General features: G+C 49.4%; 23 protein-coding genes. 6 read left to right on the forward strand and 17 right to left on the reverse strand.

All coding sequences use genetic code 11. From position 1 onward, the window contains the following. The first annotated feature begins 6 nt into the window (after positions 1 to 6). Complete coding sequence (locus LBW89_RS19755) at positions 7 to 573, forward strand: DUF5823 family protein (RefSeq protein ID WP_225039981.1); 567 nt, start codon at positions 7 to 9, stop codon at positions 571 to 573. Positions 574 to 613: 40 nt separating this feature from the next. Here the strand turns inward: LBW89_RS19755 and LBW89_RS19760 are convergent, their stop codons facing one another. The 4 genes from LBW89_RS19760 to azlC form a co-directional block, all read right to left on the reverse strand. Further along, positions 614 to 1,549, reverse strand: coding sequence for a helix-turn-helix domain-containing GNAT family N-acetyltransferase (locus tag LBW89_RS19760; protein ID WP_148457704.1), 936 nt, complete (start codon positions 1,547 to 1,549; stop codon positions 614 to 616). Between the two features lie 636 nt (positions 1,550 to 2,185). Beyond that, positions 2,186 to 2,716 (reverse strand): hypothetical protein, encoded by a 531-nt coding sequence (locus LBW89_RS19765; RefSeq protein WP_225039983.1) that lies wholly within the window; start codon positions 2,714 to 2,716, stop codon positions 2,186 to 2,188. A gap of 61 nt (positions 2,717 to 2,777) precedes the next feature. Next, the gene (locus LBW89_RS19770) at positions 2,778 to 3,110 is read right to left on the reverse strand and encodes a branched-chain amino acid transporter permease (protein WP_148457706.1); all 333 of its coding nucleotides are present in this window, start codon (positions 3,108 to 3,110) and stop codon (positions 2,778 to 2,780) included. After that, positions 3,107 to 3,820, reverse strand: coding sequence for an azaleucine resistance protein AzlC (gene azlC, locus LBW89_RS19775; protein ID WP_148457707.1), 714 nt, complete (start codon positions 3,818 to 3,820; stop codon positions 3,107 to 3,109). Before azlC ends, LBW89_RS19770 begins: the two co-directional genes overlap by 4 nt. 112 nt (positions 3,821 to 3,932) lie before the next feature. Here azlC and LBW89_RS19780 point away from each other — a divergent pair, with 112 nt between their 5' ends. Next, positions 3,933 to 5,324, forward strand: a complete 1,392-nt coding sequence (locus LBW89_RS19780; RefSeq protein WP_225039985.1) for a PLP-dependent aminotransferase family protein — start codon at positions 3,933 to 3,935, stop codon at positions 5,322 to 5,324. A 31-nt stretch (positions 5,325 to 5,355) separates the two neighbouring features. Here LBW89_RS19780 and LBW89_RS19785 read toward each other — a convergent pair whose 3' ends face one another. The 4 genes from LBW89_RS19785 to LBW89_RS19800 form a co-directional block, all read right to left on the reverse strand. Beyond that, positions 5,356 to 6,150: an SDR family NAD(P)-dependent oxidoreductase gene (locus LBW89_RS19785; protein WP_225039987.1), complete on the reverse strand. Its 795-nt coding sequence runs from the start codon at positions 6,148 to 6,150 to the stop codon at positions 5,356 to 5,358. 115 nt (positions 6,151 to 6,265) lie between these two features. Continuing rightward, positions 6,266 to 7,276, reverse strand: coding sequence for a helix-turn-helix transcriptional regulator (locus tag LBW89_RS19790; RefSeq protein ID WP_225039989.1), 1,011 nt, complete (start codon positions 7,274 to 7,276; stop codon positions 6,266 to 6,268). 21 nt (positions 7,277 to 7,297) lie between these two features. After that, entirely contained in the window at positions 7,298 to 8,653 is a 1,356-nt protein-coding gene (locus LBW89_RS19795) for a sensor histidine kinase (RefSeq protein WP_225039990.1), read from the reverse strand. A 1-nt stretch (position 8,654) separates the two neighbouring features. Further along, positions 8,655 to 9,344, reverse strand: a complete 690-nt coding sequence (locus LBW89_RS19800) for a response regulator transcription factor (protein WP_148457712.1) — start codon at positions 9,342 to 9,344, stop codon at positions 8,655 to 8,657. 187 nt (positions 9,345 to 9,531) lie between these two features. Here LBW89_RS19800 and LBW89_RS19805 point away from each other — a divergent pair, with 187 nt between their 5' ends. Further along, entirely contained in the window at positions 9,532 to 10,575 is a 1,044-nt protein-coding gene (locus LBW89_RS19805; protein WP_148457713.1) for a DJ-1/PfpI family protein, read from the forward strand. Beyond that, complete coding sequence (locus LBW89_RS19810) at positions 10,572 to 11,252, forward strand: DUF2306 domain-containing protein (protein WP_148457714.1); 681 nt, start codon at positions 10,572 to 10,574, stop codon at positions 11,250 to 11,252. Before LBW89_RS19805 ends, LBW89_RS19810 begins: the two co-directional genes overlap by 4 nt. 211 nt (positions 11,253 to 11,463) lie before the next feature. On the opposite strand, the gene LBW89_RS19815 is transcribed toward LBW89_RS19810, so the two are convergent. The 5 genes from LBW89_RS19815 to LBW89_RS19835 all read right to left on the reverse strand — a co-directional run bounded on the left by LBW89_RS19815 (position 11,464) and on the right by LBW89_RS19835 (position 17,019). Further along, positions 11,464 to 12,711: a cytochrome P450 family protein gene (locus LBW89_RS19815; protein WP_148457715.1), complete on the reverse strand. Its 1,248-nt coding sequence runs from the start codon at positions 12,709 to 12,711 to the stop codon at positions 11,464 to 11,466. 42 nt (positions 12,712 to 12,753) lie between these two features. Further along, positions 12,754 to 13,515 carry an SDR family oxidoreductase gene (locus tag LBW89_RS19820; RefSeq protein WP_148457716.1) on the reverse strand — a complete coding sequence of 254 codons (762 nt, stop codon included), beginning with the start codon at positions 13,513 to 13,515 and terminating at the stop codon, positions 12,754 to 12,756. A gap of 177 nt (positions 13,516 to 13,692) precedes the next feature. Next, the gene (locus LBW89_RS19825) at positions 13,693 to 14,607 is read right to left on the reverse strand and encodes a TetR/AcrR family transcriptional regulator (protein WP_148457717.1); all 915 of its coding nucleotides are present in this window, start codon (positions 14,605 to 14,607) and stop codon (positions 13,693 to 13,695) included. 120 nt (positions 14,608 to 14,727) lie between these two features. Continuing rightward, entirely contained in the window at positions 14,728 to 15,195 is a 468-nt protein-coding gene (locus LBW89_RS19830) for a cupin domain-containing protein (protein ID WP_148457718.1), read from the reverse strand. Between the two features lie 129 nt (positions 15,196 to 15,324). Then, positions 15,325 to 17,019 carry a M3 family oligoendopeptidase gene (locus LBW89_RS19835; RefSeq protein WP_148457720.1) on the reverse strand — a complete coding sequence of 565 codons (1,695 nt, stop codon included), beginning with the start codon at positions 17,017 to 17,019 and terminating at the stop codon, positions 15,325 to 15,327. Positions 17,020 to 17,403: 384 nt separating this feature from the next. On the opposite strand from LBW89_RS19835, the gene LBW89_RS19840 reads away from it, so the two are divergent. Next, the gene (locus tag LBW89_RS19840; protein ID WP_148457721.1) at positions 17,404 to 17,700 is read left to right on the forward strand and encodes an ArsR/SmtB family transcription factor; all 297 of its coding nucleotides are present in this window, start codon (positions 17,404 to 17,406) and stop codon (positions 17,698 to 17,700) included. Then, positions 17,693 to 20,173, forward strand: a complete 2,481-nt coding sequence (locus LBW89_RS19845; RefSeq protein ID WP_148457722.1) for a DsrE/DsrF/DrsH-like family protein — start codon at positions 17,693 to 17,695, stop codon at positions 20,171 to 20,173. Before LBW89_RS19840 ends, LBW89_RS19845 begins: the two co-directional genes overlap by 8 nt. A gap of 129 nt (positions 20,174 to 20,302) precedes the next feature. On the opposite strand, the gene LBW89_RS19850 is transcribed toward LBW89_RS19845, so the two are convergent. The 4 genes from LBW89_RS19850 to LBW89_RS19865 all read right to left on the reverse strand — a co-directional run bounded on the left by LBW89_RS19850 (position 20,303) and on the right by LBW89_RS19865 (position 24,882). Then, the gene (locus LBW89_RS19850) at positions 20,303 to 21,322 is read right to left on the reverse strand and encodes a cytochrome d ubiquinol oxidase subunit II (RefSeq protein WP_148457723.1); all 1,020 of its coding nucleotides are present in this window, start codon (positions 21,320 to 21,322) and stop codon (positions 20,303 to 20,305) included. Between the two features lie 22 nt (positions 21,323 to 21,344). Continuing rightward, positions 21,345 to 22,670, reverse strand: a complete 1,326-nt coding sequence (locus LBW89_RS19855; protein WP_148457724.1) for a cytochrome ubiquinol oxidase subunit I — start codon at positions 22,668 to 22,670, stop codon at positions 21,345 to 21,347. 126 nt (positions 22,671 to 22,796) lie between these two features. Continuing rightward, complete coding sequence (locus tag LBW89_RS19860; RefSeq protein WP_148457725.1) at positions 22,797 to 23,699, reverse strand: alpha/beta fold hydrolase; 903 nt, start codon at positions 23,697 to 23,699, stop codon at positions 22,797 to 22,799. Positions 23,700 to 24,000: 301 nt separating this feature from the next. Next, positions 24,001 to 24,882 carry a choline/ethanolamine kinase family protein gene (locus tag LBW89_RS19865; protein WP_148457727.1) on the reverse strand — a complete coding sequence of 294 codons (882 nt, stop codon included), beginning with the start codon at positions 24,880 to 24,882 and terminating at the stop codon, positions 24,001 to 24,003. Between the last annotated feature and the right edge of the window lie 998 nt (positions 24,883 to 25,880).

Here is a 25,880-nt window from a genome sequence, read left to right on the forward strand (position 1 = left end):
GATCGGATGCTTTCACTACTTAAAACCATCTTGGGGCAAGGGATTGAACTGATGTCCGGTTTTTTCTCCGGCAACTTGCCTGTTATTTTCTATTACTGGTGTCTTGTACTGTTATTCATCGTAATCTTTCAAGTGATTAGAGAGAAAAAAATCGGCATTGAAAAAAGTAGTTACTTGAATAGGTTTGTCCTTGAATTTCTGCTGTTTTTCCTATTTTGGACAATGGGTATTGTACTATCCGAGTTTATTAAGGATATCATTTCAAACGGTGTGACCTCTCCACAGAAATATACCTTTACTTATATCGGGTTGATACCGACTACATCCATATATCTTTCGGCTCCATTGTTGCTGTCGTTAAGAAACTGCCGATTTAAAGAAGACACCTTCCGAATGATCGCTTTTATTACCGGATTTTTAACCGCTTTTATCCAGTTTAAAGCCATCGACAAGTATATCTTGCATATGGAAAAATTATCGCTTAGTTATCTGATCACTCTCTCTGTCGTCACGGGTATAACAGCCCTTCTGATCAGACTGGCATATAAAATAAGTTTTGAAAAAGACGTATAGCTATAGAGCAAACCACCCGATTAAAGGGTGGTTTTGTTTTTTACTGACCCAGCTTCAACTCGTAGGTTAATTCAAGCAAAGGCTTCCCCCAGTCGTTGCTTGGATGCTCCGCCACTTTGACAAACCCCGCCTTCGTATACATGCCGATCGCCTGCTGTTGATCTTCCGTGGTCTCCAGGTACACGGTCCGATATTTCTTCGCCCGGCAATAGTCTACTGCTTCATTCAAAAGCCTGCTGCCGAGTCCGGTACCGCGGTATTGGGGGTGCACGAGAAACCACCTCAGTTGCGCTTTGCTCGGTGAATGCTCCACGATGGAAATCGCGCCGATCATGTTCCCCTCGGTTTCCGCAAACCAGAACCGGTCCTTCCCCGGACGGTAGTGCTCAAAAAAATCGTAAAATGTTTTGCACACGTAACCTTCAAAACGGTGATTGTAGCCACGCTCCTGGTAAATCCAGCCGTGCAGATGGATCAGGTACCCCGCATCCCCGGGCCGCAGTTCATTGCGGATGCTGATCGGGTCCGAGGCAACTACCGGTTTGCCCGACAAAGCCGCTTCGATCGAGGTCATCCCGGCTACGAGCTGCTGCTGATCCTGCATCGGCAGGCCGCTGATGAGCTGATGAATCTGGCCGTCGGACAGCGCGTCCAAACGGACCAGCGTCTCTTCTCCCTTATCGGTCAGATATAAGTAGAACAGACGCCCATCCTCTTCGGACTGTTCCCTGCGGGTCAGGCCCTTTTTCTCAAAACGTTTGATCATCCGACTCAGGTATCCCGGATCAATACTCAGTTCCTCAATCAGCCGTTTGGCAGTACATAACTCCGTATGTCCGATTTCATACAGCACGCGGGCTTCCGATAAGGAAAATTCGCTGTTCAGCATATGCTGGTCCAGCAAACCGAGGATATTCGTATAAAATCGGTTAAACCTGCGGACGGCATGGATGGTAGGTTTATAAACGGAATTCATAAGTTTCTCCTCCAGAAAAACAACGATAATTTTTCTTAAATGATATTCCATTTACTTGACTTAGTCAACTAATTGAGGACTTAATCAAAACCACACGTGTGAACGGGTAGTTTGCTCTGCGGCTGAAAGCCTTTATTACCGGCTCGCGTCTAAAGGCGCTAGCTTTCATTTCGTTCAAGCTACTAAGTTTGCCTACCCTGAAAGGGTGCGTTTATTACTAGTACCCCTTTAGACAACCTTGATAATACAGAATTCCTGCATATCTGCATGCTTTTATCCTGTTTGGACTCAAAATTTCAAAATTCCTGCAAATCTGCAGGAATTTTTGACGAAACCGGCCCGTTTCTCTAAAATCGCTGGAAATTACTGCAGATTTGCATCTTTTTTCGCAATCTCCTCGGGGATTGGCCTAAATAGCTGCAGATTTGCATCTTTTTGGAGTTGGAAGTTTGGAAGCACTCTAGGCGCCTCTTTGTATGTGATAAATCACTTCGATTAGCCATTAACCCCCTTTAGCTTTCGTAATATGAACACTCCTATGATCACGACCCCATTAGCTGGTTTTTTGTTTCACACGCTTCGCGTGCTCAACTGGCTAAATCCACTAATAAAAAAACCGCGTCATTTCGCGGCTTCTTAAGCGTGTACATCCAGTGATCGAAGTTGCTGACTCAACTCACAGGTCAGGCCTGTGATCTTTAACAGATCACTTAGTAAATTCGAGTTCACTTTTTGTTTATTCGATTTTAAATAGTTTAGCAGCATATCCGCCTTTGCTTGCCGGCCCATAAGATCATAAGCTATATACCACACTTCGGGACTCGATACCCGGATCCCGTCCCAATTCTCCATGGGACTCACGGGCAAATGGACGACACCGGCTTCCGAACGCAAAGCAAAGCAACCTATAAAGTCTATTTTTAGAGAACGTAAACTTATTCGATACTCGCTGGTAAACAGGCCGTCCCCGCTTGGCTGTTCAATCCATTCATAACCCGAAATGGCCTTAAGCAAAGCTTCTTTTGGACAATCGACCGTGATGTCCCAGTCATTCACCGAATCCGTCAAGCCGAGAAAATACAGTAATCCGCTGCCGCCAAGCGCATATTTGATCCGATGTTCCTCTAACTTCTCTACAATTGGGAAAAGCTCTTGGTGGTTTATCATAAATCCCCCCCCATTTATCCCCTGACTCTTCACGTTGGCCCCTCTCCGTTCTAACAATACCTCAAAAAACAAACTGAATCAAAAACATATACAACACGGTCCCGCTAGCGATCGACAACAGCATGTTTCTTTTCCATAGATGCAGGAAAGCCACGATAGCCATGGCCAGGAGTTCAGGAACTCCATGGCTGCCCGCCGTAAAGTTTACGTCTTTAACACTGAAGATGACCAGTAGCCCCAAGGTCGCCGAGGGCAGCACTTTACCCAGGTACTGTATGTAACGGGGAGTGGGGCGGCCCGGAGGAAAAACGATAAACGGAATATACCGGGTCAGCATCGTTCCGGCCACGATCACACCAATCGTGATTACTTGTTCAACTATACTCATGGTCATGCCGTTTCACCCGCTTTCTTTTCCAATGGCTTTCTGGTCAACGTGAGTACGAAAAGAATCAATGCCATGGCGGGAATAATAAAGTTGCCCTTCCCGAAGAGGATCAAACATACGATGGACGCCGCCAAGCCTATGATAGCGCTGTAATGAACCGGCTCGTTCTTCCACTGCTCCAAAAAGATGACGATAAAAAGAGCGGTCATTACAAACTCAAGGCCCTCCATATTGATTTGTACGATGGAGCCGAACAGCCCGCCGATCGAAGCCCCTATTACCCAGTAGCTGTGATTCAGCAAGGTTACGAAGAACATATACCACCCTTTGTCCACGCCCTGCGGGATCTTAGCCGTGTAGTTGATGGTAAAGGATTCATCGCACAAACCGAAGATAAGATATAACTTTTTAAGCCCCGTCCCCTTGTACTTTTCGAGCATGGAGATCCCGTAGAAAAGATGGCGCGCGTTGACCATCAAAGTCAGGAACAAAGCGCCGAGCGGATTAAACCCGCCGAGTAAAAGATTGACCGCCACAAACTCCATCGAACCGGCAAAAATAAGCAGGCTCATTAAAATCGCGTACACGGGACCAAAACCCGAGACGTTCATAAAAATCCCGTAGGCGATCCCGAGAAATAAAAAACCGGCAAGGATCGGAAGGGTAACGGGAAAGGCGGCGCGAAACGCCGTCGCAACCTCGTTTCTGTCGTTCATGGTGCTTGCAACTCCTTGGTAGATGACTTATCCAGGTCATTTTAACAGCGAAAATCCATACAATCAATGTTATAATTGTATGGATTACAATTTTAAGAGGTGTCTCTATCCTATGCCGATCAATTCATTTACCGATTATCCTATGTCTTGGAAACCGGAACGAACAGCGCTTTCACGCCCGCTTTACCTGTCGCTTGCCTCTTTACTGGAACACGATATTACGAACGGCTTGCTGGCCCCAGGCACCAGACTCCCGCCCCAAAGGGAACTGGCGGATTTTTTGGACGTCAACTTTACGACGATTACGCGCGCGTACAAACTATGCGAATTGAAAGGTTTAATTTATGCCGTTACCGGAAGCGGTACGTTTGTCTCCCCCAATGCCGCACGCTCCATCACCATTTCCAAAGAGATGTCACATGAGTGCATCGAATTGGGTTTTGTCGAATCGTTTGAACTAACCAACAGCTTTGTTGCCGAAGCCGCCAAAAAAGTGATGGAGAAAGGTTATTTGGAGCAGCTTTTCAATTATAATCACCCTACGGGAATGCCGCACCAAAAAGCGGCCGCGCTGAATTGGATGAAGAGCTTTGGTATGGAGGCGGACATCGAACAGGTGTGCATTGTATCCGGAGCGCAGAACGCTTTGGCCGTCACGTTGTTGGGTCTGTTTGAACCCGGACAAAGAGTCGCGGTAGACATGTACACCTATGCGAACTTTATCGAAATTTCGAAATCGCTGCGTGTCAAGCTGGTTCCGATTCCCGGAGATGAGCACGGCATGCTGCCTCACGCCCTGGAATATCAGTGTCAACAATCGGATATCCACGGCGTGTTTGTCATGCCTTCCTGTAGTAACCCGACAGCGGTTGTGATGCCGGAATACCGGAAGAAGGAATTGGCCGCTTTGATTCGGAAACATCATTTGATCGTGATCGAGGATGATCCCCACGCCTTTTTGTCGGTTCAAACTCCCGACCTCTATAGTCCGCCGATCTATCGGCATGTCCCGGAACAAACGATTTATATTTGCAGCACCTCCAAGTCCATTTGTTCGGGGCTGAGAGTGGCTTATCTTGTTTTCGGCGATGTTTTTCAAAAGAGGATACACGAGGCGATTTTTAGTATGAATGTTAAAACCTCATCCCTGGATGCCGAAATCGTGACCGAGCTGATTTTATCCGGAAAGGCCAGCGCCATGGCGGATAAGAAAAAACAGTTGGCTCTATCCGCCAACCGTTTATTCGACGAGCTGTTCCCCCACTCTCCGCGCACGGGCCACCCGCTAAGTTATTATAGATGGCTGCCCATATCCGACCCTGCAGACGGAAACCGCCTGGAGAGTTTCTTTTTGAGTAAGGGGATTCGTGTTTATCATTCGGACCGATTTTGGACCGGGGGCAAAACGCAGGGCAACTATTTAAGAATTGCGCTCTCATCGACATCTTCGCTGGATGAACTTCGGAAAGGTTTGGAAATTTTAAAGGAACATCTCGAAACCTAACCGAAAGCGGCATTCTTCCCGCCTTACACATTTAAAAAATGGTCGGCACCATTCCTCCATCCATCCGGATGGGGGATCCTCTAAAAGCGGAGCTGTAGGGGCTGCAAAGAAACACAGCCAATCTTCCGATTTCCATCGGTTTGATAAATCGCTGAAGCTCGGACTGAGGCAGGTTCGCCGCCATAAAACGTTTTTCTTTTTCGGAAAAAGACAGTTCTTCCTCTGGATACGCCCCCTCGATGATTTGAAGCACTTTCTCGGAGAGGGTGGGTCCCGGCATCAACGTATTGACGGTGACTTCGGTACCTTTTGTCAGCTTCGACAAGCTTTTTGCCAAGGATAGCAGCATCGATTTGGTTATCCCGTACTGCGGCATCAGACCGGAAGGCATCACAGCCTCTTCGCTGGCAATAAAGATAATCCGGCCCTCGTTCTTTTTCAACATGGCAGGCAGATAAAATTGAGATAATCCGTCAGCGGTTAAAAAATTGGTACGGAAATAATTGTTCCATACTTCATCGTCGATATCCCCATACTGCATAATTTTATAAATCCCGATATTGTTCACCAGAATATCCACGTGGGGGTATTTTTGAAACAAAGCTTCCCTCTGCCCTCTATCTGTTAAATCGGCTGCTGCATTTTGCGGTGAGGTAGCCGGATAGGCTGACTTGATTTCACGGACCGTCCGCTCCACCTCTTCATGATCTCGGCCGTTTATTAGTAAATGAACCCCTTCTTTAGCAAGTTCAATGGCAATGGCTTTGCCGATCCCCTTCGTTGATCCCGTAACCAAAGCTGTTTTCCCGTATAATCCCATGTCCATCTTCAACTTCTCCTTGTCTTTTACTTATCCGGAACGTGATTATCATACCTTGTCGGGAGAGGTCGGTAACTAGTTTGTTACGCCAAAGTCCTTGCATCCTGCGCCAAATGAAAATTCAATACATCCCCCATTGTCGGTTACGCCAGTTCAAAGGCGTCTCCCCTTCCCAGAGGCGGAAGGCCCGATAGAACGAGTTCTGGTCTTCATATCCTACCAAAAGAGCCACCTCTTTGATCTCGAGTTCCGGATCCGCCAAATAATCGCGCGCCTGCTCATGCCTGGCTTGTACGAGCAATTGCTTGAAATTTGTATTCTCTTCCGCTAGCCGGCGCTGCAACGTACGTTCGCTCATGTTCAGTTCCTTCGCGATTACACGAATGTCGGGGCGTCCCCCTGTAAGGGAACGTTTCATCATCCGTATGACCGTTTCGGTGAAGGAACGGCTGCGCCGGTGTTCAGCCAGGGAGCGGTCCAAGGCGGGGGTGAGGAGTTCCAGCAATTCTTCATTGTAGGTGACAAAGGGAAGATCCAGATCTTTGCGCTGCAGCGTCATTCGATTGACGCCTGCGCCCACCCGGATAGGGCAGCCAAAATAAGCTTCCAAAGCCCGGATATCGCCCATATCGTCCGAAAATTCGACGAGCTTCGCCGTCAAAGGGTGCCCTGTACCCCGGCGTCCAAGCTCGAGAAGAAAGGCCAGCGTGATCCCAATCAGGATCTGCGGACCGGGTTGCCCGGGTTCTAGCCAGTCCAATTCGATCATACAATGCTCGCCGTCCTCGATGATATGCAGGCATTCGGGAGGACAAAGCGGTTTGTACCGCGTCATTCGGTTCAGGGCCTCACGATAATCGCGGGCGTGGTATGTCGCCAAAACGCTTGGCGGGTATTTTGCCGCTTCAAAGGCTGTGGCCAACTGGATGATCCCCTCCGCCGGGCCGTTCTTAAGCTCGGAATAGGCCTGCCATATCGCGAAATATTGAGCTCTAGTGACGGCGGACTCGGTAATTACCGTAACCGGCAGTCCCGCTGTTCGAGCTACATCTTGGGCGGCAATCCCCAACCTGTGCATTCCGGCCCAAAATCCCGGCGGAAATTTAATGCGATCTAAGTTCTGTGACTTCATATAATGTTCTCCTCCAGCGGCTTAGGTGTAATTCTCCGGATCATGAGCCACGGCGGACTTTAACCTGATCCAACCTGTGACTATCGCTCCCCCCTCCGAATGATTGCCGACGGCAAGTTGACCTCCATGCCGCCTAATGATCCTTTGGGAGATGGTTAAGCCTAGACCGCTGCCTCCGGTCGAACGGCTTCTGGAGGCTTCTCCGCGATAAAGCGGTTCGAAGACGCGCTCCATTTCCTCCGCATTGAAGCCTGCTCCCGTATCGCGGACCGAAAACCTTGCTTGATCGCCCTCTTTAGTATATTGGACGTTAACTTCACCGCCCGAAGGCGTATATCTGACCGCATTCTCCAAAATATTGTTCATGGCCCGCTCCAACAGGTGGGCATCCCCTGAAATCATGCACTCGTCCGTGCCGTGCATCGTGATGGAGATCCGCTTTTCACGGGCCAGAGGAGCCAAACTCTCCATCGATTTTCGGAGAACCGCTCCTAAATCGATCGTCTCCTCTTGAAGATCCGTCCCCAAATACTCCATCTTCGTATATGTAAACAGATCCTCTACCAGCCGGTCCAATTGTGCCGATTTTTCTTGACAAACCGCCAAATATCGGCTTATTTTCTCCGGCGATTGGGCAATGCCCCGCTCCAAGCCGTCCAAATAACCACGCAGGGCGAAGAGCGGAGTTCGCAAATCATGCGCAACGGCGGCAATGACGAATCGGCGTTCTTCTTCCAGCTCCAACTGCTTTCGATGGGAGCTTTGAAGCCCCTGTACCATCACTTCAAAGCCGTCGCGGACCTCGGCAATTTCCGCGATCCCGGACCCGGGCAATTGCACATTCCAATCCCCCGAAGCGATTTGCCTGGCTGCTGCACTCATTTTCTCGAGCGGCTTAAGCAGAAATCTGCGCATGGCAAGCCCGATCATCAACAAAGCCAAGCCAAAACCGAAAATAGCCGACATCAATTGGACCGTATAGGTTTTGGGCAGATAAATCACCACTCTCCCAACCAACCGGCCATCCTCCATAATAGAATACCGAACTGTTGACGACAAGGAGCCCCTGAGCTGCGGATTGGACCGGTAAACATCAACCCCGGAGGCGGACTGGATAGCCGCGTCGATCTTCGCTTTTTGAAGCTCCCCCAGCAATTGGTTTTGCCAAAGGGGATCCGTCCAGCGTTCCGCACCCGATTCAATCATGCGGAGCGCCGTATCCCATCGGGTTTGCCCGGTTTCATTCCGCAATTGGCTTTTGGTGAAGCTGACGGTTCCCGTCTCCACATAGTGAGCCGTGACAAAGAAGATCCACGGCAGGAACAAGATAAGAAGAAAGCAAAGCAATGTAAACGTACGGATCCGAAGTGTCCTCATCTCAACCTACCTCGAAGCGATATCCGACGCCCCATACATTGACCAGAACCCGAGGTTGGTCCGGATCGCTTTCGATTTTCTCGCGGAGCCGGCTGAGATGGACCCGGACGGTATGTTTATCGCCTACCCCGTCCCAAAATTTTTCAAGTAATTGTTCGTAGGAAAAAACCTGCCTCGGATGCTCGGCAAACAAACGCAATAGATCGTATTCCCGCCGGGTGAGCTCCACGTTCTTCCCTTCCACGACGACTTTTCGAGCGGATAAATGGATTTGGAAACGGCCATAATCCAAAATTTTTTCCTCGATCGGCTTTGGACCGGATGCGGAGCGACGAAGTACCGCTTTGATACGCGCCACAATCTCCCCGGGAGAAGCGGTTTTGACAATGTAGTCATCGCCGCCGAGCGTCAGCCCCCGAATTTTGTCCACATCATCGCTGCGGGCACTCAAGAACAAAATCGGGACGTCGCTCACCGCCCGGATTCGGCGGCACAGTTCAAAACCGTCTTGTCCAGGCATCATAATATCAAGAACGATGCAATGGATGACGCTCTGCTCAAATAAAGCCCATGCTTCAGCGGTGTTATACGCGGTGACAACCCGGAAATGCTCGTACTCCAAAAAATCTCTCAATAAATCAACGATACTTGGATCATCGTCAACGACAAGTACTGTCTTTAATTCATCCATAACAATCCCACCTTCATGCCAAGTTTATCATTTTTTCGGCCGGAACAGATGTCCTGGTATGTTTTGTGATGCTTTGTTTATAGTTTTGTGATTTTTTTACCACTTCGTTTGAGATATTTCCTTGTTACGATGTTCTTGGAATGAGGACCCATTGATCAAGTAAGAAGGAAAAAAAGGGGATTGATGTATGCTAAACGTACAAATCGTTTTGTTTGATGGCTTCGACCTGCTGGACGCTATTGCGCCCTATGAGGTTTTCTGCGCGGCCTCTATGTATGCCGAAAACAAGCTGGCCGTCGAACTCGTGACGGCGGAAGGAGCGCGGTCAGTACCAAGCGGCACAAACGGCTTGGTAATCCAAGCGAGCGGAAGGTTAAACCCGGACAGAGCGGGAATCCTGCTCGTTCCCGGTGCGTCGGGAGACGTCAAAGACGCCGAGGGGCCTGCTTCCATCCCTGCGATTCTTAGCCGGGCCATGAAAACAGAAATAACGGGTTTGATCGGGAAGGCTCTTGAGCGGGGAGAAATTACCGTAGCCACGGTATGCGGAGGCTCTTTGCTGCTTGCCATGGGAGGTTTGCTGGACGGCAGGCCGGCGGTCACGAACCAAATGGGCATGGAATTCCTCGGCGCGACCGGAGCCGTCCCCATTCACGCCCGTATCGTGGACGACGGCAATCTGGTTTCCGGCGGCGGCGTCACTTCCGGGCTCGATGTAGCGCTGTATCTGGTGGAGCGTGAGCTCGGGCCCCGCATCGCACATGCGGTGGAACAGCTCTTCGAATTTGAACGGCGGGGCACGGTCTGGAAAGACAAGGGCTTAGCGCCTGAGGGTCGGACATTAGGTGATGACGACGAACCCTCCCACTCTCCAGCGGCCCGAATTCCTTTCGAAAACCCTGTTGCTGCCGCTTCCATGTTTGAAGGGATTTGGGACGCGACCCTCGCCACACCCGTCGGGAAGCTGCAAGTCAGACTAATGATATCCACGAGCGATGGAATGGTCTTCGGCAAGGCTACTCAAGGAGATGAGACGCTGGATTTTTTAAACCCCGTTTTAAAAGAGGGGACGCTTACTTGGTCGCTCCGAATTACGAAACCGATGCGTTTAAACCTCAAATTTGAAGTCGTCGCCGATGGAAATCAGATGACCGGAACGGCTAAAGCCGGTATGCTTCCGGCCTCAAAATTAACCGGCAAGCGGCTTTCCCCGTCAGGAGGGATCTCATGATCAAACGCAATCCCTTTTATGCGCTTTTGGTTGCGGTCACTTTTCTTTTTATCATTCATACTTTGGTAAAAAATTACCTGGTAGATCCCGGCGCGACCGATTTCTTAAGCCATAAAACGGGACTTTCGCGCGAGCTCCATCTTCCGGTCTGGTTGAACGTAATGTACGTCCACGTGGCCTTTGCCTGTATCGCCATGGCGGCGGGGCTGCTTAATTTCTCCAATCGTATTCTGAAAAACAAACGCATGTTTCATCGCGTAAACGGCTACGTTTACATGGTGTCCGTACTGATTGTCGTACTGACGTCCGGATATATGGCGCCCTACGCGACGGGAGGAAAAATCAGCGGCATAGGCTTCAACGCGCTAAATTTACTCTGGCTGTTCATCACCATCATGGCCTTCGTACAAATTAAAAAGAAAAACGTGTCCAGGCATCGAAACTGGATGATCCGCAGCTATGCCTTTTGCTTTACGAACATGTTCATTCACCTGATCTCCACCCTGTTTCATCAGGGGTTCGGTCTCTCTTATATCGCCAGCTACACGGTTGGCGTCTATGGCTCTATCGTACTTCTGCTGATTATTCCCCAAGTTATTATCGGAATGCTCGGCCCCTACCACAATAGTACGGCTGGTAAGGCGCTTGAAAGAACAAAGATCGCCGACCTCGATTAGTGACTAGAAATATCAATAAACCCCTCGCCAAAAACGTCGAAAACTTCTTGTTTTCAAACCGTTAACCTCCAAATAAAGCTGAACTCACAAAGAAAAGCGATTAAAGGAAAAACATCCTTTAATCGCTTTAGGCACCATAGGTCGCTCAGCTCTTTTAAGTCCTTCGCGTTATAGCGGGCGGTTCGCCCCTTGTAAACTCATTTTCTTCCAGTTAAAAGGAAACCGGCAATGATTTCAAGCTCTGCGAGGATAAAGTTGTCTCCCAGCTTATGTCTTCTACAGGAAGGCTCAGTCGAAGATGAGGGATACGTTTAAGAAGCGTGGTAAAAGCAATATCTCCTTCCACTCGGGCGAGCGGCGCACCCAAACACATATGGACTCCATGACCGAAGGCAAGATGCCGCTTGATGTTCCGGGTAATCTCCAGTTCCTCCGGCTGGTTGAATTGAAGCTCATCGCGATTGGCCGACTTGACTAAAGGGATAACGACATCCCCTCTTTTAATTTGCTGTCCGGCGAATTCGATATCTTCGGTGGCAAAACGCGGGCCGGTAGCTGTAGCCGGTCCATGAAACCGCAGCAGTTCTTCGACCGCGGAAGGAACCAGACCGAGATCGGCTTTAAGTTTATTCCACTGCTCGGGATGGCTCAATAACAGGAAGGTGCCGGTAGCAATAAGGTTCGAGGTCGTCTCGTGCCCCGCAAAAATCAGCAAGGTGACCATAGAAATCAGTTCCTCTTCGCTTAACCGATCCCCTTCTTCTTCGATGGCAATCAATTGGCTGATTAAATCGTCGGAAGGCGACTTCCGCTTGGCTGCCACAAGCTGTGAAGTATAATGCCCGAACGCTTTCAAATGCTCCGCTACCTCGGGATCTTGTTTGCCGAAGCCCAGCCCCCGAGCGATCGCGCCCGACCAGATTCGGATTTGTTCCCGGTCCTCCCGGGGAACCCCGAGCATTTCGGAAATGACATGGATGGGCAGCGGATAAGCGTAATCTTTTACAATATCCATACTGCCTTGGGCTTGTACCCTGTCCAGCAATTCGTCGGCGATTTCTTGAACGCGCGGACGCAAACTCTCCATATATCTCGGTGTAAAAGCTTTGGATACCAAGGCCCGTAATCTTTTATGGTCGGGCTCGTCGACAAAGAGCATGGACTTGCCTGTGAAAAAAGTTTGCGGAGCCGTGGAATCCGTCTGCGGCCTGATATCGGACATGCCCGGTATGGCACTCGGATCCACGGTAAATCGGGCGTGGTCCCTAAGGACCTGCATAGCTTCTTCCATGCGGGTCACGATCCAGGCTTGTCCCCGTTCACCCAGCGGGTTCGGCACGGGAATCACCGGTCCCATCCCCCGTAGCCGGGCGAATAAAGGAAACGGGTCTTTCACGTCCTCCCCGCCGAAGAATGGCAATCCTGTTTTTTCCGGCATGTCGTGATTTGCGGTATTCATGACAACCATCCCTTCACAGGTTGATTTTTGAATAAACCTCGGTTAGAAAGCGGCCGTCCAACCGCCATCAGCGGCGATAACGGCGCCGTTGATAAAGCTGGATTCGTCCGAAGCAAGGAATAGAGCCACTTCGGCGATTTCCTCCGCCTGTCCGATACGAGGAATAACCCCTTGCGTCAGTTTGGTGCGGGAAGCTCCAAACTCGTTCACGTTCTTCATTGTGGAACTGATATTGGTCATCGTCGCTCCGGGCGCAATGGCATTGCAGCGAATGCCTTGTTGAGCATACATGAACCCGGTGTTTTTCGTCAGGCCGATTACCGCGTGCTTGGAAGCGATATACGCGGCGCCTGCATGCGCACCGCTAAAGCCCCCCGTCGATGCCGTGTTTATAATGACACCGCTACCTTTCTCCAAGAAGATCGGGACCGCTTTGCGAATCGCGCGCATCACGGCTTTCGTGTTGATGTCGAAGATCAGATCCCATTTTTCGTCTTCCACATCCCCTACAGGGGCCATGTTATCCATAATTCCCGCATTGTTAACCAGGATATCCAACGTACCGAATTGGTTGACAGCCGTATCGATCATCTTGTTGATCTCGTTAAGATCGGCTACATCGGTTCTTAAAGCCACAGCCGTTCCGCCGCTGGCCTGAATGGCATCGGCCACCGCCTGTGCGCCATCCGGATTCACGTCGCTAACAATAACGCTCGCCCCTTCGCGAGCAAATAACTCGGCTATGGCTTTTCCCATACCGGAAGCGGAACCTGTGACGACGGCTACTTTACCTTTCAAACGCATAACCTATTCCCTCCAAATATCTTAGTCGGTAGTAACTTGAAAAGCGTCTAGTCCTCCTCCCGCACAATTTAAATTTAAATAATTTAACTAAATTCAATTTTATACGCCTCGTATATTTAATGTCAAATTCTACATCTTAATCTATCGTATTCAATTTAAATTTAGCACTAAATTATACTATTCGTATATTTTTGTGACTATATCAGATTCCGTAGAATCCCCCGTTTCCCCCATGTACCTCCAGATCTTATCTTCGATCCTTCTGGCCACCGGGCGGAACGGTGTGGCCTCAAATCGCTTGCGGAATTCCTTCAATACGACTTCAATAAGCGACTTGTTCAACCTTTCCTCTTGAAGAAGCATGAAAAGCCCTTGCGTAATTTCCTTAGTTCTGACGGATTCCTCAGATGCTTGTATAGTTGAATCGAATTTGCGAAGCTCTTGAACTAGCGCGGCCTTATCTATGGCGCTATCATTCCCGCCGGAACTAAACTGCACAAGAACTTGTATGTTCAGGATATGTTCATTTTGTTCATGCATGATGTTCATGATCGCTTCTATGTAACTTAAAACCCGGGGCACGACCTCTTTCCAGTTGGGCTGCTGATCCTGAAATCCCCTTGAAATATTCGCGATTTGGTGAAGCATACCGTAACAGAGCATGGCTCCTTCTGTAGCATACGGTCTGATTTCGTCTCCAAATAATCCCGTCAACCGTTCAGCCAACCACTGCAACTGCGTGCGGATCAAGGAAGTGGAATCGAATTCACCCGAGTAAAACCCCGTCCAGAATAGTTCCAGTACACGCTGCTTGTCGGATAAAGTCATCGGTATGGCTAGTTGGTCCACCAACAAATCAAATTCGGAAGCGTAATCCCGCTTCTCCAAGTTGCTGAGCAGCACCAGATCTTCCCGCAAGCGCTGCTCAAATATGGCCGCAATGCATGCTTCCTTGGAGTCAAAATATTTATAAAAGGTCCCTTTGGATACTCCCGATTGATCCAGAATCATTTGAATGGTTGTATCGGAATAGCCATGCTCTATAAATAAAGCCAATGCGGCGTCTAACAAAGTCTGCCTGCGATTGCTCACGATTGTGAAATCTCCTTTTGGACAGCACCGGTTTTTACTATGATTGTACCATTAGGTAAAAGTCCAGGGAATGATGGTGGTTTTATCCGGAGAGATTTACTACATCGCCGCCCGTTCGATTCAATTATGTTTTTCCGCAGCCATCGCCGCGGCTTTGGTCTCATGGACCGTGCCGAAGGGATGCTGGGGTGGAGCATAAATCACATATACTTTGAGCGGTTTATTCCCCGTGTTGGTAATGTTATGCCATTTCCCGGCGGGAATAATAACGGCATATCCTTCTCGGGCCATTGCTTGGAAATTGAGATTCTCCCTGCTGTCCCCCATTTGCACAAGCCCCTGCCCTTCTTCAATACGTATGAATTGGTCCGTTTCGGGATGAACTTCCAATCCGATATCCTCACCGACGTTAATATTCATCAAAGTGACTTGAAAGTGATTTCCGGTCCATAAAGCGGTGCGAAACGTACGGTTTTGTTCGACGGCCTGCTCTAGGTCAATCACTAAAGGTTTTAAGCCATAATCCAAAATGGGAATGTACCCTTGTTCCGGATCGCGGTATGGATATCGAAGGTTCGTACGGTACATATTCATTCTCCTTATCGTTTTTTATATACTATGCAACCGCCCAGCTTATGGGTAGAAATATAGGCCGCAACCCAAAAAAAAACACCGGTTAGATTGCTAACCGGTGTTTTCGTACCTTGTTGTTTAGTTCTATAACGCCGCGTCGTCCACGCCATCAAGCCACTCTTCGATCCGGCCGATAACCGATGTCACGCAGCCTTCCTCGAACGGAGAAATCAATCCCGCCACCTTGACCAACTCCGTGAACGATTGACTTCCGCCCTGACGGCAAAGCTTCAGATAATCCGCCCATGCGGCCTGACGATCCTCATGCATCTTCTTCCAGAACTGGAACGCGCAGATTTGAGCCAAAGTGTAATCGATATAATAGAACGGGGTATTGAAAATATGGCCCTGCTTCTGCCAGAAACCGCCCCGCTCCAAATAGGCGTTATCCGCGTAATCGCGGTGAGGCAAATATTTCCGCTCGATCTCCCGCCAAGCTTGCTTGCGTTCCGCCGGCGTCGCTTCCGGATTCTCGTAGACGAAATGCTGAAATTCATCGACGGTAACCCCGTAAGGAATAAACAGGAGCGCGCTGGCCAAATGTTCGAAACGATATTTGTCGGCATCCTCCTTAAAGAACAATTCCATCCAGGGCCACGTGAAAAATTCCATGCTCATGGAATGGATTTCGCAAGCTTCATAAGTCGGGAACCCGTACTCCGGCACTTCAAAGCCCCGGCTTTCATATACTTGAAAAGCATGTCCGGCTTCATGAGTAAGCACATCGATGTCTCCGGACGTGCCGTTGAAATTCGAGAAAATAAACGGGGCTTTGTACTCGCTGAGATAGGTACAGTACCCTCCGCTCTGCTTGCCTTTTTTTGCGACGAGGTCCATCAATCCATTCTCCAGCATAAAGGTGAAGAATTCGTTTGTCTCCGGAGACAATTCCGCATACATCTTCGCCCCGTTGCTTACGATCCACTCGGGATCGCCTTTCGGTGTGGCGTTCCCCGATTTGAAGACAAAATTCTCATCATAATAAAGCAGTTGATCCACACCGATCCGGTTTCTCTGACGCTCCTTCAGCTTTGTGGCGATAGGAACAATATGCTCCAGCACCTGGTTTCGGAAATTCGCCACCATCTCGGCATTGTAATCCGTGCGGGCCATCCGGGCGTACCCGAGTTCCACGAAGTTGTTGAATCCGAGCTTCTTGGCGATTCTCGTTCTCACCTTAACGAGGTCGTCATAAATGCGGTCGAACGTCTGCTCATGCTCGGCCATAAAACCGCTGGAAGCCTCCATGGCGCGCTTCCGCATATCCCGATCCGTGGACTCCTGAAAGGGGATCAACTGCGGCAGCGTACGTTCCTCGCCTTCGAACGGGATTTTCGCGGAGGCGATCAGCTTCGCATACTCCGTCGTCAGCTTGTTCTCCTGCTGCAAATCCTCAATAACCTCCGGGCTGAACGTTTTAAGCGACATCTCGGCGAGGCGGAACAGCTGATGTCCCCATTTCCCCTCCAGTTCCCCGCGAAATTTGGAATTTACCAGTTCCCGGTAGTAATCGGTTATATACTCTTCTACGACAGGGCCGTTCTCATCGAAGAAATCCTGCTCCGCTTTATAGAATTCATCGTTCGTGTCCACCGAATGCCGAATACTGGCCAACTGCTGAAACGTGCCGAATTGACTGCGGAGCTTGTTGATTTCGGTCATCGCCCGATCCTGCTCTTCATAAGTACCTGCAGATTTAAATTCGTTCAGAAGTTCCTTGAACTTTTGCTCGAAAGCCTTCACATCAGGCCGCTCATACTGGTAATCGCTAAACTTCATGACATGCACCTACCCTCTCACATAAAAAGTACAAAAATAAACAGCACGTTCACAAGCATGATGTGTAAAGCTCCTAAAGTCATTAATCCCGTTGCAGGTTAGACTTTGGTTTCCCTCCCTCCCGGCATTTATTTTTGGCTGGCCCGTTTGTCTGGTTTCCGGTGACTAATCCCTCTAAGGAAATCTTTGTAAGCAATTACTAATCATTATACTAAATTCCCTTTTTTGATGACAATTGCGTAACAGGACATGTTTATATAAAATTGGAACGCATCATTGAGAAGTCCTTAACAATTTTCATTTCCCTGAAAGGCGAGTTTGACTTTTATGAATTTATATCGTAATATTTGAATATATTAATTTAGTGATATATGGAGTGATCATATGGATAGCAACTTTAAAGCTTACAATCAAACCGCCGAGCTATTAAAAGCCATTGCCCACCCTGTTCGACTGTGTATTCTCCGCGGCTTGATGCAGAAAGGGAGCTGCAACGTCTCCTACATGCAGGACTGCCTGGAGCTACCCCAATCTACGGTATCGCAGCATCTGCAGAAGCTTCGGTCGCTCGGTATTGTAGAGAGCGAACGGAATGGCTTAGAAATCAATTACTCCGTCAAGAACGAGAAGATTAAACAACTAATTCATTTATTTTTGGGAGAGATAAGCAACCATGAGTAAAAAGATACTAATCGTCGGCGGTGTAGCCGGAGGCGCATCTGCGGCCGCCAGACTCCGCCGGCTGGATGAAGAAGCGCATATTGTCATGTTCGAACGCGACCCCTATATTTCGTTTGCGAACTGTGGGCTTCCTTATTATATAGGCGGTTCCATTCAAGACCGCTCCAAGCTGCTTGTGCAAACCCCTGAAGCTATGCATAAGCGTTTCAACGTGGATGTGCGAACGCATAGCGAAGTGATTTCCATTGATCCCGCGAATAAAAAAGTAAAAGTAAATAGCCAGGAACGTGGCGTGTATGAAGAAGAATTCGATGCATTGATTCTGTCACCCGGTGCGAAGCCGATCCGTCCGGAATGGCCGGGAATCAACAGCAGCAGAATTCATACGCTCCGCAACATACCGGATACGGACCGGATTAAAGCCAGGGTGAAAGAAGAAGGCACGCGCTCGGCGATCGTGATCGGCGGAGGATTTATCGGCGTCGAAATGGTGGAAAATCTCCGTGAAGCGGGGCTGAGCGTTACACTGATTCAGTCGGGTACGCAAATTTTAACTCCTTTTGACTTTGAGATGGCCTCCGTATTGGCCAAGGAACTGGAGAGCCGCGGCGTACAACTGGTGTTCTCCGATCCGGTTACGGGCTTCCAAGAGCAAGGCAATCGGATCAACGTGAACCTGGCCAGCGGCAAAACCTTGGAAAGCGAAATAGTATTGCTTGCGATTGGCGTCGAGCCGGATACGGGTTTTCTTCAGAACAGCGGTTTGGAGTTCGGACCCAAAGGGCATATTGTGGTTAATGAACGGATGGAGACCGCCATTCCGGATATTTATGCCGTCGGGGACGCGGTGGAGGTTGTGGAGTTCGTGCACGGACAAAAAACCGCGATTCCGCTTGCCGGACCGGCCAACAAGCAGGGTAGAATTGCGGCGGACAACGTGTGCGGACTAAATACGTCGTATAAGGGCACTCAAGGAACATCCATTATAAAAGTCTTCGGATTAACCGGCGCGATCACCGGGAGCAGCGAAAAAATATTGAATCAACTAAATATTCCTTACCATGTCGTATATGTGCACCCAAGCTCTCATGCCTCTTATTACCCGAATGCCACACCTATCTCATTAAAGCTGTTGTTCAGCCCCGATGGAACGGTGCTTGGCGCACAGGCGGTCGGGTATGACGGGGTAGACAAACGGATCGACGATATTTCCACCGTAATTCGCTTTAGAGGAACGGTTACCGATCTGACAGAGTTGGAATTGGCTTATGCTCCTCCCTATTCTTCCGCTAAAGACCCGGTTAACATGGCAGGATATGCGGCGGAAAACGTACTTCGAGGATTGACAGAGGTCGTACTCCCAGCGGATTTGACTGGCCGTGATATCGGCAATATAGTGTTAGTGGACGTCCGGACAGCGATCGAATATGCTAACGGCCACATTGAGGGTGCGGTCAACATACCGGTGGATGAACTCCGCCACCGCTTGGGTGAATTGGATCATTCAAAGGAAATATGGGTATACTGTCAAGTTGGCTTACGCGGTTATACGGCTTCCCGGATTCTGAAACAAAAGGGCTACTGGGTTAAAAATTTGACCGGAGGCTACAAAACCTATCAAATGAGCCGTTACAGCCCTAAACTTTTGGAAATAAGATCTGAGTCATTGAATCTTCCTTCCGCTCATCGGGAAACGGCTGCCACAGTACATTCCTCCGCTGTTCCTCCGACTGTGGACATGGTGTTGGATGCATGCGGGCTTGCTTGCCCGGGTCCGCTGCTCCAGGTGAAGCAGCATATGGATCGACTGCAGGAGGGTCAGGTCCTGAAGATAACGGCTTCCGATCCGGGTTTTTATGAAGATATCAAATCGTGGAGCAAAATGTCGCGGAACGAGCTGTTGCAGCTGGATAGACGACAGGACGGCGTCATTGAGGCATACCTTAGTAAAGGCGGTAAGGAAATGCAGCCCATTTCCCCTCCTTCATCGAAAACTATGTCTAACGATCGAAGCACGATGGTGATCTTCAGCGGGGACTTGGACAAAGCCATCGCTTCCTTCATCATCGCGAACGGTGCCGCAGCCAGCGGCAAAAAAGTCACTATGTTCTTCACGTTCTGGGGTCTGAACATCATACGAAAACATGAGAGGGTTCCTGTCGCAAAGAGTTTTGTCGGCAGAATGTTCGGGGCCATGATGCCAAGAGGAAGCCGAAGGCTATCCATGTCCAAAATGAATATGCTCGGCATGGGTCCACAGATGATCCGATCCCTCATGAAGCGCAATAATGTTCCTTCGTTGGAAGAGCTTATCCGTACAGCGTTAGACCAGGGTGTTGAGATTATCGCGTGTCAAATGTCGATGGACTTAATGGGCATTGACCGGACCGAGCTGATTGATGGGATTGGTTATGGCGGGGTAGGCGCCTACCTGGGCAAAGCGGAAGAGACCGGGCATAACCTGTTTATCTAATCACTGTTTCGAAACAAAGCACAACGGAAATGGAGGCAAACGGCAACTGCTGCAATCTTTGCGATAGTAAATACAAAAGGAGTTCGCCAATGGTGAACTCCTTTTAGTATGAAATGACCACAGTGACAACTACTCCGCCTGCAAGTACCGTTTATCCTTCAGGAACAGCCACCAGAACAACACGAACACCGGCAGTAAAATTACGGTCCCTACGGCGTACCCCCAAAGCAGGGAAATAAACATCGGGTGGTTGGTAATTCCTTCGTCCACGGTCAGATACGGATATACGATGTACGGCATATGCGCTTTGCCATAAGCATAACTCGCCAGCGCAAACTGAATCACCACGAAAATAAACGCTAGACGAGGCCACCCAAGCCGACCTTTCCGCTTGATCCAGAGAGAGACATAACCGGCGAGAAAAGCGGCGGCCGACAGCATGAACCAGCCCCCCTGCTCTCTCATCCGATTCACCATCCACCTTGCTTCCTCATTCATGGTGAAGGTCGCCACGACGGCGAGCAGCATCGCAAGCGGTCCCGCGTACACGGCGAGCGTCCGGTAATGCCGGTAAGTCGACTCATCCCCGGCTTGCCGGGAGAAGTCGGAAAGGAACAGCGCGGACAAGAACAGCTCGGTCGCGATGCCAAAGCCCAAATAAGCGTACAGGGAAGGACTCGCCAGCAGTTCGGCATATCTAAGCTGCGGATAACCGCCCTCGCTATGAATAAAGCCCCCTAGCGTGATCGGCAGAACGCTGACGAGCAGTCCCGGAATCAGTACCCCGGTAATCCCCGATACGAGCCGCAAGCTCCGAACCTTCCGCTGCACGGAGTAAGCGTAAACCATAAACGAACTGCGGAACAGCAGCAGCACCAGCACAAGGCTGACGGGGACCAGCAGCAGCGTTCCGAGCAAATAGGCGGCCCGCGGGAAAAAGCCGACCAAAGCCACGACCAGCAGCACCAGAAATACGTTGGTCACTTCCCAGGACGGCGACAAAAAGCGATTGGCGAGGCTCGCGGCCTGCGGATTTTTTTTGCTGAAGACCATCGACCAGAATCCGGCGCCGAAATCGATGGAACCCATAATCGAATAAATGAACAGAAATCCCCATAGGATGGAAATCGCTATCGTGGAATCGTGCATACCTTCTTCAACCCCTTCCTCCCTAGCCGGCTTCCAGCATCTCCGGGGTCACCGGATGACGCCTGAAATGATAACGCAGCACCAAAGCGGTGACGACCAGCATAAACACAAAGAGCCCGATAAAAAGAACAAATAGGATGCCGAGATTCTCCGACTGGGTGGCCGCGGACGCGGTCGACTGGATATGGTAAATCGTCCAGGGCTGGCGCCCCGTGCAACTGAATATCCAACCGGTCTCGATCCCGATCAAAGCGAGCGGCCCGGTGCATATCAGTCCTCCCAGCAGCCAGCGCGGAAACTCCTTCTTCTTAACGAACCGGAAGACGAGCGAACCGATCGAAACCAAGATGAGCAGAGAACCGATACCTACCATCAGATTAAAAAGCGTGTGAACGAACAGAGGCGGCCACTCTTCCACGGGAAAGTCGTTTAACCCTTTGACCACGGTGTCAAACCGGTTCCCCGCCAGGAAGCTAAGCGCCCACGGAATTTCGATCGCCCCCCGGATCGTCCGGCTCTCCTTATCGGTGAAACCGCCGATCGCCAGCGGAGCGAACGCCTGCGTTTCGAATAAACCTTCGGCGGCGGCCAGCTTTTCCGGCTGGTAATGGTGCAGCATTTGCGCGGTTTCATGCCCGTTAAGCGCCGTCAGCAGAGACATAACGCCTCCGATGGCCAGCGATAGGACCAGGCCTTTGCGATGGTACTGCCGTTCTCGCTCCGGGCGTTTGCGTCCGAGCAGCTTGGCGGCCGCCACGGATACGACCGCGAACGCGCCCAGTACGTAAGCCGAGACCAGCACGTGCGTCGCCGTCGTAGGCAGGCTGGGGTTAAAAACCGCAGCCCACGGGTCGATATCGACCACCTTTCCGTTCTCCAACCGGAAGCCTTGCGGGGTGTTCATCCAGGCGTGAGCATCGGTGATCAGCACGGCCGACGCGCTGGCCCCCAATGCGACGAACGTCACGCTAGCAATCCTTAGCGCCGGGGGAAGACGGTCTGCGGCATAGACGTAAATCGACATGAATAGGGCTTCCAGCAAAAAAGCCCAGATTTCGATTTGGAAGGGCAGCGCGATCACCTGGCCGACGATCTCCATAAAACCCGGCCATAAAAGCGATAGCATGACGCCGACCATCGTCCCGGACGGAATCCCCACCCCCAGCAAAATGGCCTGGCATTTCGTCCAGCGCTTCGCCATGATGGCGTAGTCGCGGTCTTTTTTGATTTGATAAACGATTTCCGCCATGACGATCATGAAAGGCAGCCCTACCCCCAGAGTGGCAAAAATAATATGAAAGGCCATCGATGATCCGAACAAGGATCGGGCCAGCATCACGCTATCCATCAACCATTCCTCCATCTTTTGGATTAACGTGAGTATTATGCGATATTTTTCCAGCAAAAATGCGCCTTAACAAAATGAAAAATGCATCCCAATAAAGGAACTTCTCCTTCAGGGATGCATGTCATATCAATAGGGATCGCTATCGGAACATATGTAGTCGATGACCACATTCTTATACAATTCGGGGCGTTCCTTGTGCGGCGTATGCCCGCAGTCTTCGAAAATTTTGATTTTTCCTCGAGGAGCCGCACGATATGCACGAACATGGCGCTCACAAGTGACCGGATCGTTTTCACCCAAAATGAGGAGCGACGGTACGGTCAACCGGGAAATCAGGGGCACAACGGAATCGAAAATCTTCCCTTCCTCCCGCAGGCGGCTAAGATGGATTTCCGTATTCTCGTCAAATTGATCCCATTCGTTCTCGGTGTATAGCGAATAATCCGTCGACACCTCCTGTTCGGAATAAATGAGCTCTTTTTGCTCGCCAAGGTCATCCCCCAATTGAAGATATTGGTCAAAAAGTTCCTTTGCAGGGAGAGACCCCGCAGCCAATTGCAGACATCGGACGCTGCGCGCCTCATCGCCCATTTTTTCGAAAAGCGCGGCCGCTTTCGTTAACAGGCTCTTTGCGGTCCAACCAAAATCGAATGTCGGACATTCAAAAATCACTTTCGCAACGGATTCCGGGTAGGTAATTGCGTAGATTAAAGCCAAATAACCGCCGAAGGAATGGCCGAGCACCGACCATCTCGCGATACCGAGTTGCTCCCTGAGTTCTACGCAATCATCGATAAGATCCTTCAAGCCAAAAGGCTCGTCGTCCCCTATTCTTTCCGAGCGGCACACTCCCCGTTGATCGATGGCGACGACGAAGAGTTCGGATGCCAGTTTTTCGGCTTGGTGATAGACAAACTCGTAACAGCTTTCTCCGGGACCTCCGTGCAAAAACAGCACCGCCGGCGAATGCCGTTTGCCAAATAGCTCCACATGCAGTTTTTTTCCTCGAATAAGATACGATTCCGCCATTTCGTTTCCCCTGTCATGTTAATATGCAGAAATAATATCGGAGATTATCTCGTAAAACGTTCTATGTCATCTATCTGGGATGAGTTCCGTCGCATTTGATCCATATGGCTGTTCACATCGTTTTTTGATTTTACAACGGCCCCCCACCCCGAAAATACAAGGATGAGTACACCTATTAATGCATAAGCGATGGTAAAATAATTTAAATAGAAATTTAGCACAATTCCACCTAAAATGGCCGCCAATGTTATCCATATAAACCACTTTAAGCCTCTCTTCAATCGACCCTCACTCCTTAGATTTAAAGATGATAAATCCCCTCTTCAATTCGTTGAATGCAAGATTCGGCAAATTTGTAATAATCAAAATTACGGTCAGGATCATCTTTGGTGAGCCCGCTGTAAAAAAGACCCCAAGCCACTTCACGGACCATCGCCACAAATTTCATTTCCTGAAAAATACGGAAAGTCTCTCCCTCAAAAAAACCGAAATAAAGCGCAAGCCACTCACGCTCTTCCGCCTCGCTAAATTGATTCGAAAACGGAATCAGGGTCAATTCAAAAAATATATCACCGATGCCCGACAATTCCCAATCAATAATTTGGAGCTGTTCTCCCGTAAGAATCATATTACATAGAAAAGAATCGTTATGACAGAACTTGTTATTATATGTTTTGTCATTACTGCGCATATGGGCTATCTTTTCAATGCGATCGAGAATTTGCAGCAGTCCGCTCGGATATTTGACCCCCAATAGATCTGCACCCTTCAGATAGCCAAAAATCAGGTCGTATGGCGTACAAGTCCGATCCACCCCTTCCATGCTATGTATAATCTTTAAACGATCCATAATCATGTTCTTGATCGCGTTGTTATTAAGATCACTCTTCTCGAGCATTCGGCCGTCGATGTAGTTGGTGACTACAAAGCGCTGCGGGTCATCAGCGAATATCACTTCGGGGGCTATCCCCTTCCGGCAGGCCTTCCGCATGACTTCTACTTCGGAATGGCGCGTGAGATTCAAATATTCGTTCTGTCGGCTGTTCAATCGTAACACATACGTGCGTTGTTTCGTATACACCTTAAATGTTTGGTTGCAAAGCCCTCCGCTAAGTTCCTGATAATGAGTAAAATTTCGATTTAACTCCGGAACAGCGTAAATCATCTCATCAACGACGTTCATGTCTGCAAACCTCCTTCTCAGCTAGTGCCCTACTAGACAACCAACCTAGACATTGTACGTATCGAGCACCACCCGGTTTCCACAATATTCCTGGTTCTTAACCTAGATTAACACCTTGATTTACATATGTCAAAAATTTGTGTTCATTTGTTTTATATAATATTTACATATGTAAAATCAAATGGTTACAAATGAACAAATCACACACTAAGAAAAGACCGCCATTCGTTAACGGGTTGCCATTCCTTTGTACATAGCGGGCAGTTACGAGGTTCATTACTAATTGTTCCAGCAACAAAAACCACCCGTGTGAACGGGTGGTTTGCTCTAAGGCTATAAGCCTTTATTACCGGCTCGCGTCTAAAGGCGCTTGCTTTCACTACGTTCAAGCTACTATGCCGTTGCTGCATTTGCCTACCCCTGAAGGGGTGCATTATTACTAGTCCCTCCGTCAGACAACCTTGATAACATAAAATTCCTGCATATCTGCATGCTTTTTTCCTGTTTGGACTCGAAATTTCCAAATACCTGCAAATCTGCAGGAATTTTCGACGAAAACGGCTCGTTTCTCTAAAAACGCTGGAAATGCCTGCAGATTTGCATCTTTTTTCGCATTCCCTCGGGAATCGGCTTAAATACCTGCAGATCTGCATCTTTTTGTAGTTCGAAGCCTAGAAGCACACTAGGCGCCCCTTTGTAGGTGACATATCACTTCGATTAGCCATTAAGCTACCTTTTCCTTTCGTTATACATCATAGCTTGAACACCCTATAACCGACCCCATCAGTTGGTTTCTGGCTATAAGCATCACTATACCACCCGCATAGCAGGTGGTTTCGCACGCTTCGCCAGTCCAACTGGCTAAAGCCGCAATCATAACCACCCGTCCAACGGGTGGTTTGCTCTTGGGGTATAACCCCCTGTTGCCAAACTGCGCCTAAAGACGCTAGCCTGACAATAAAATTGTTCAGGCTCAGTGTTTTTGTCACTTTCACTTA

It is taken from the genome of Paenibacillus sp. alder61 (assembly GCF_020179875.1).
GTDB classification, from domain to species: domain Bacteria; phylum Bacillota; class Bacilli; order Paenibacillales; family Paenibacillaceae; genus Fontibacillus; species Fontibacillus faecis.

Excerpts from the sequence above, each read along its gene's own strand:
- LBW89_RS19820 (WP_148457716.1), bottom strand. The coding sequence starts at position 13,515 with ATGCGTTTGAAAGGTAAAGTAGCCGTCGTCACAGGTTCCGCTTCCGGT.
- LBW89_RS19795 (WP_225039990.1), bottom strand. The coding sequence starts at position 8,653 with ATGAGGACACTTCGGATCCGTACGTTTACATTGCTTTGCTTTCTTCTT.
- azlC (WP_148457707.1), bottom strand. The coding sequence starts at position 3,820 with ATGAACGACAGAAACGAGGTTGCGACGGCGTTTCGCGCCGCCTTTCCC.
- LBW89_RS19850 (WP_148457723.1), bottom strand. The coding sequence starts at position 21,322 with ATGCACGATTCCACGATAGCGATTTCCATCCTATGGGGATTTCTGTTC.
- LBW89_RS19830 (WP_148457718.1), bottom strand. The coding sequence starts at position 15,195 with ATGTACCGTACGAACCTTCGATATCCATACCGCGATCCGGAACAAGGG.
- LBW89_RS19780 (WP_225039985.1), top strand. The coding sequence starts at position 3,933 with ATGCCGATCAATTCATTTACCGATTATCCTATGTCTTGGAAACCGGAA.
- LBW89_RS19765 (WP_225039983.1), bottom strand. The coding sequence starts at position 2,716 with ATGATAAACCACCAAGAGCTTTTCCCAATTGTAGAGAAGTTAGAGGAA.
- LBW89_RS19835 (WP_148457720.1), bottom strand. The coding sequence starts at position 17,019 with ATGAAGTTTAGCGATTACCAGTATGAGCGGCCTGATGTGAAGGCTTTC.
- LBW89_RS19800 (WP_148457712.1), bottom strand. The coding sequence starts at position 9,344 with ATGGATGAATTAAAGACAGTACTTGTCGTTGACGATGATCCAAGTATC.
- LBW89_RS19760 (WP_148457704.1), bottom strand. The coding sequence starts at position 1,549 with ATGAATTCCGTTTATAAACCTACCATCCATGCCGTCCGCAGGTTTAAC.
- LBW89_RS19855 (WP_148457724.1), bottom strand. The coding sequence starts at position 22,670 with ATGGATAGCGTGATGCTGGCCCGATCCTTGTTCGGATCATCGATGGCC.
- LBW89_RS19770 (WP_148457706.1), bottom strand. The coding sequence starts at position 3,110 with ATGACCATGAGTATAGTTGAACAAGTAATCACGATTGGTGTGATCGTG.
- LBW89_RS19790 (WP_225039989.1), bottom strand. The coding sequence starts at position 7,276 with ATGAAGTCACAGAACTTAGATCGCATTAAATTTCCGCCGGGATTTTGG.
- LBW89_RS19755 (WP_225039981.1), top strand. The coding sequence starts at position 7 with ATGCTTTCACTACTTAAAACCATCTTGGGGCAAGGGATTGAACTGATG.
- LBW89_RS19815 (WP_148457715.1), bottom strand. The coding sequence starts at position 12,711 with ATGAATACCGCAAATCACGACATGCCGGAAAAAACAGGATTGCCATTC.
- LBW89_RS19840 (WP_148457721.1), top strand. The coding sequence starts at position 17,404 with ATGGATAGCAACTTTAAAGCTTACAATCAAACCGCCGAGCTATTAAAA.
- LBW89_RS19810 (WP_148457714.1), top strand. The coding sequence starts at position 10,572 with ATGATCAAACGCAATCCCTTTTATGCGCTTTTGGTTGCGGTCACTTTT.
- LBW89_RS19785 (WP_225039987.1), bottom strand. The coding sequence starts at position 6,150 with ATGGACATGGGATTATACGGGAAAACAGCTTTGGTTACGGGATCAACG.
- LBW89_RS19860 (WP_148457725.1), bottom strand. The coding sequence starts at position 23,699 with ATGGCGGAATCGTATCTTATTCGAGGAAAAAAACTGCATGTGGAGCTA.
- LBW89_RS19845 (WP_148457722.1), top strand. The coding sequence starts at position 17,693 with ATGAGTAAAAAGATACTAATCGTCGGCGGTGTAGCCGGAGGCGCATCT.
- LBW89_RS19865 (WP_148457727.1), bottom strand. The coding sequence starts at position 24,882 with ATGAACGTCGTTGATGAGATGATTTACGCTGTTCCGGAGTTAAATCGA.
- LBW89_RS19805 (WP_148457713.1), top strand. The coding sequence starts at position 9,532 with ATGCTAAACGTACAAATCGTTTTGTTTGATGGCTTCGACCTGCTGGAC.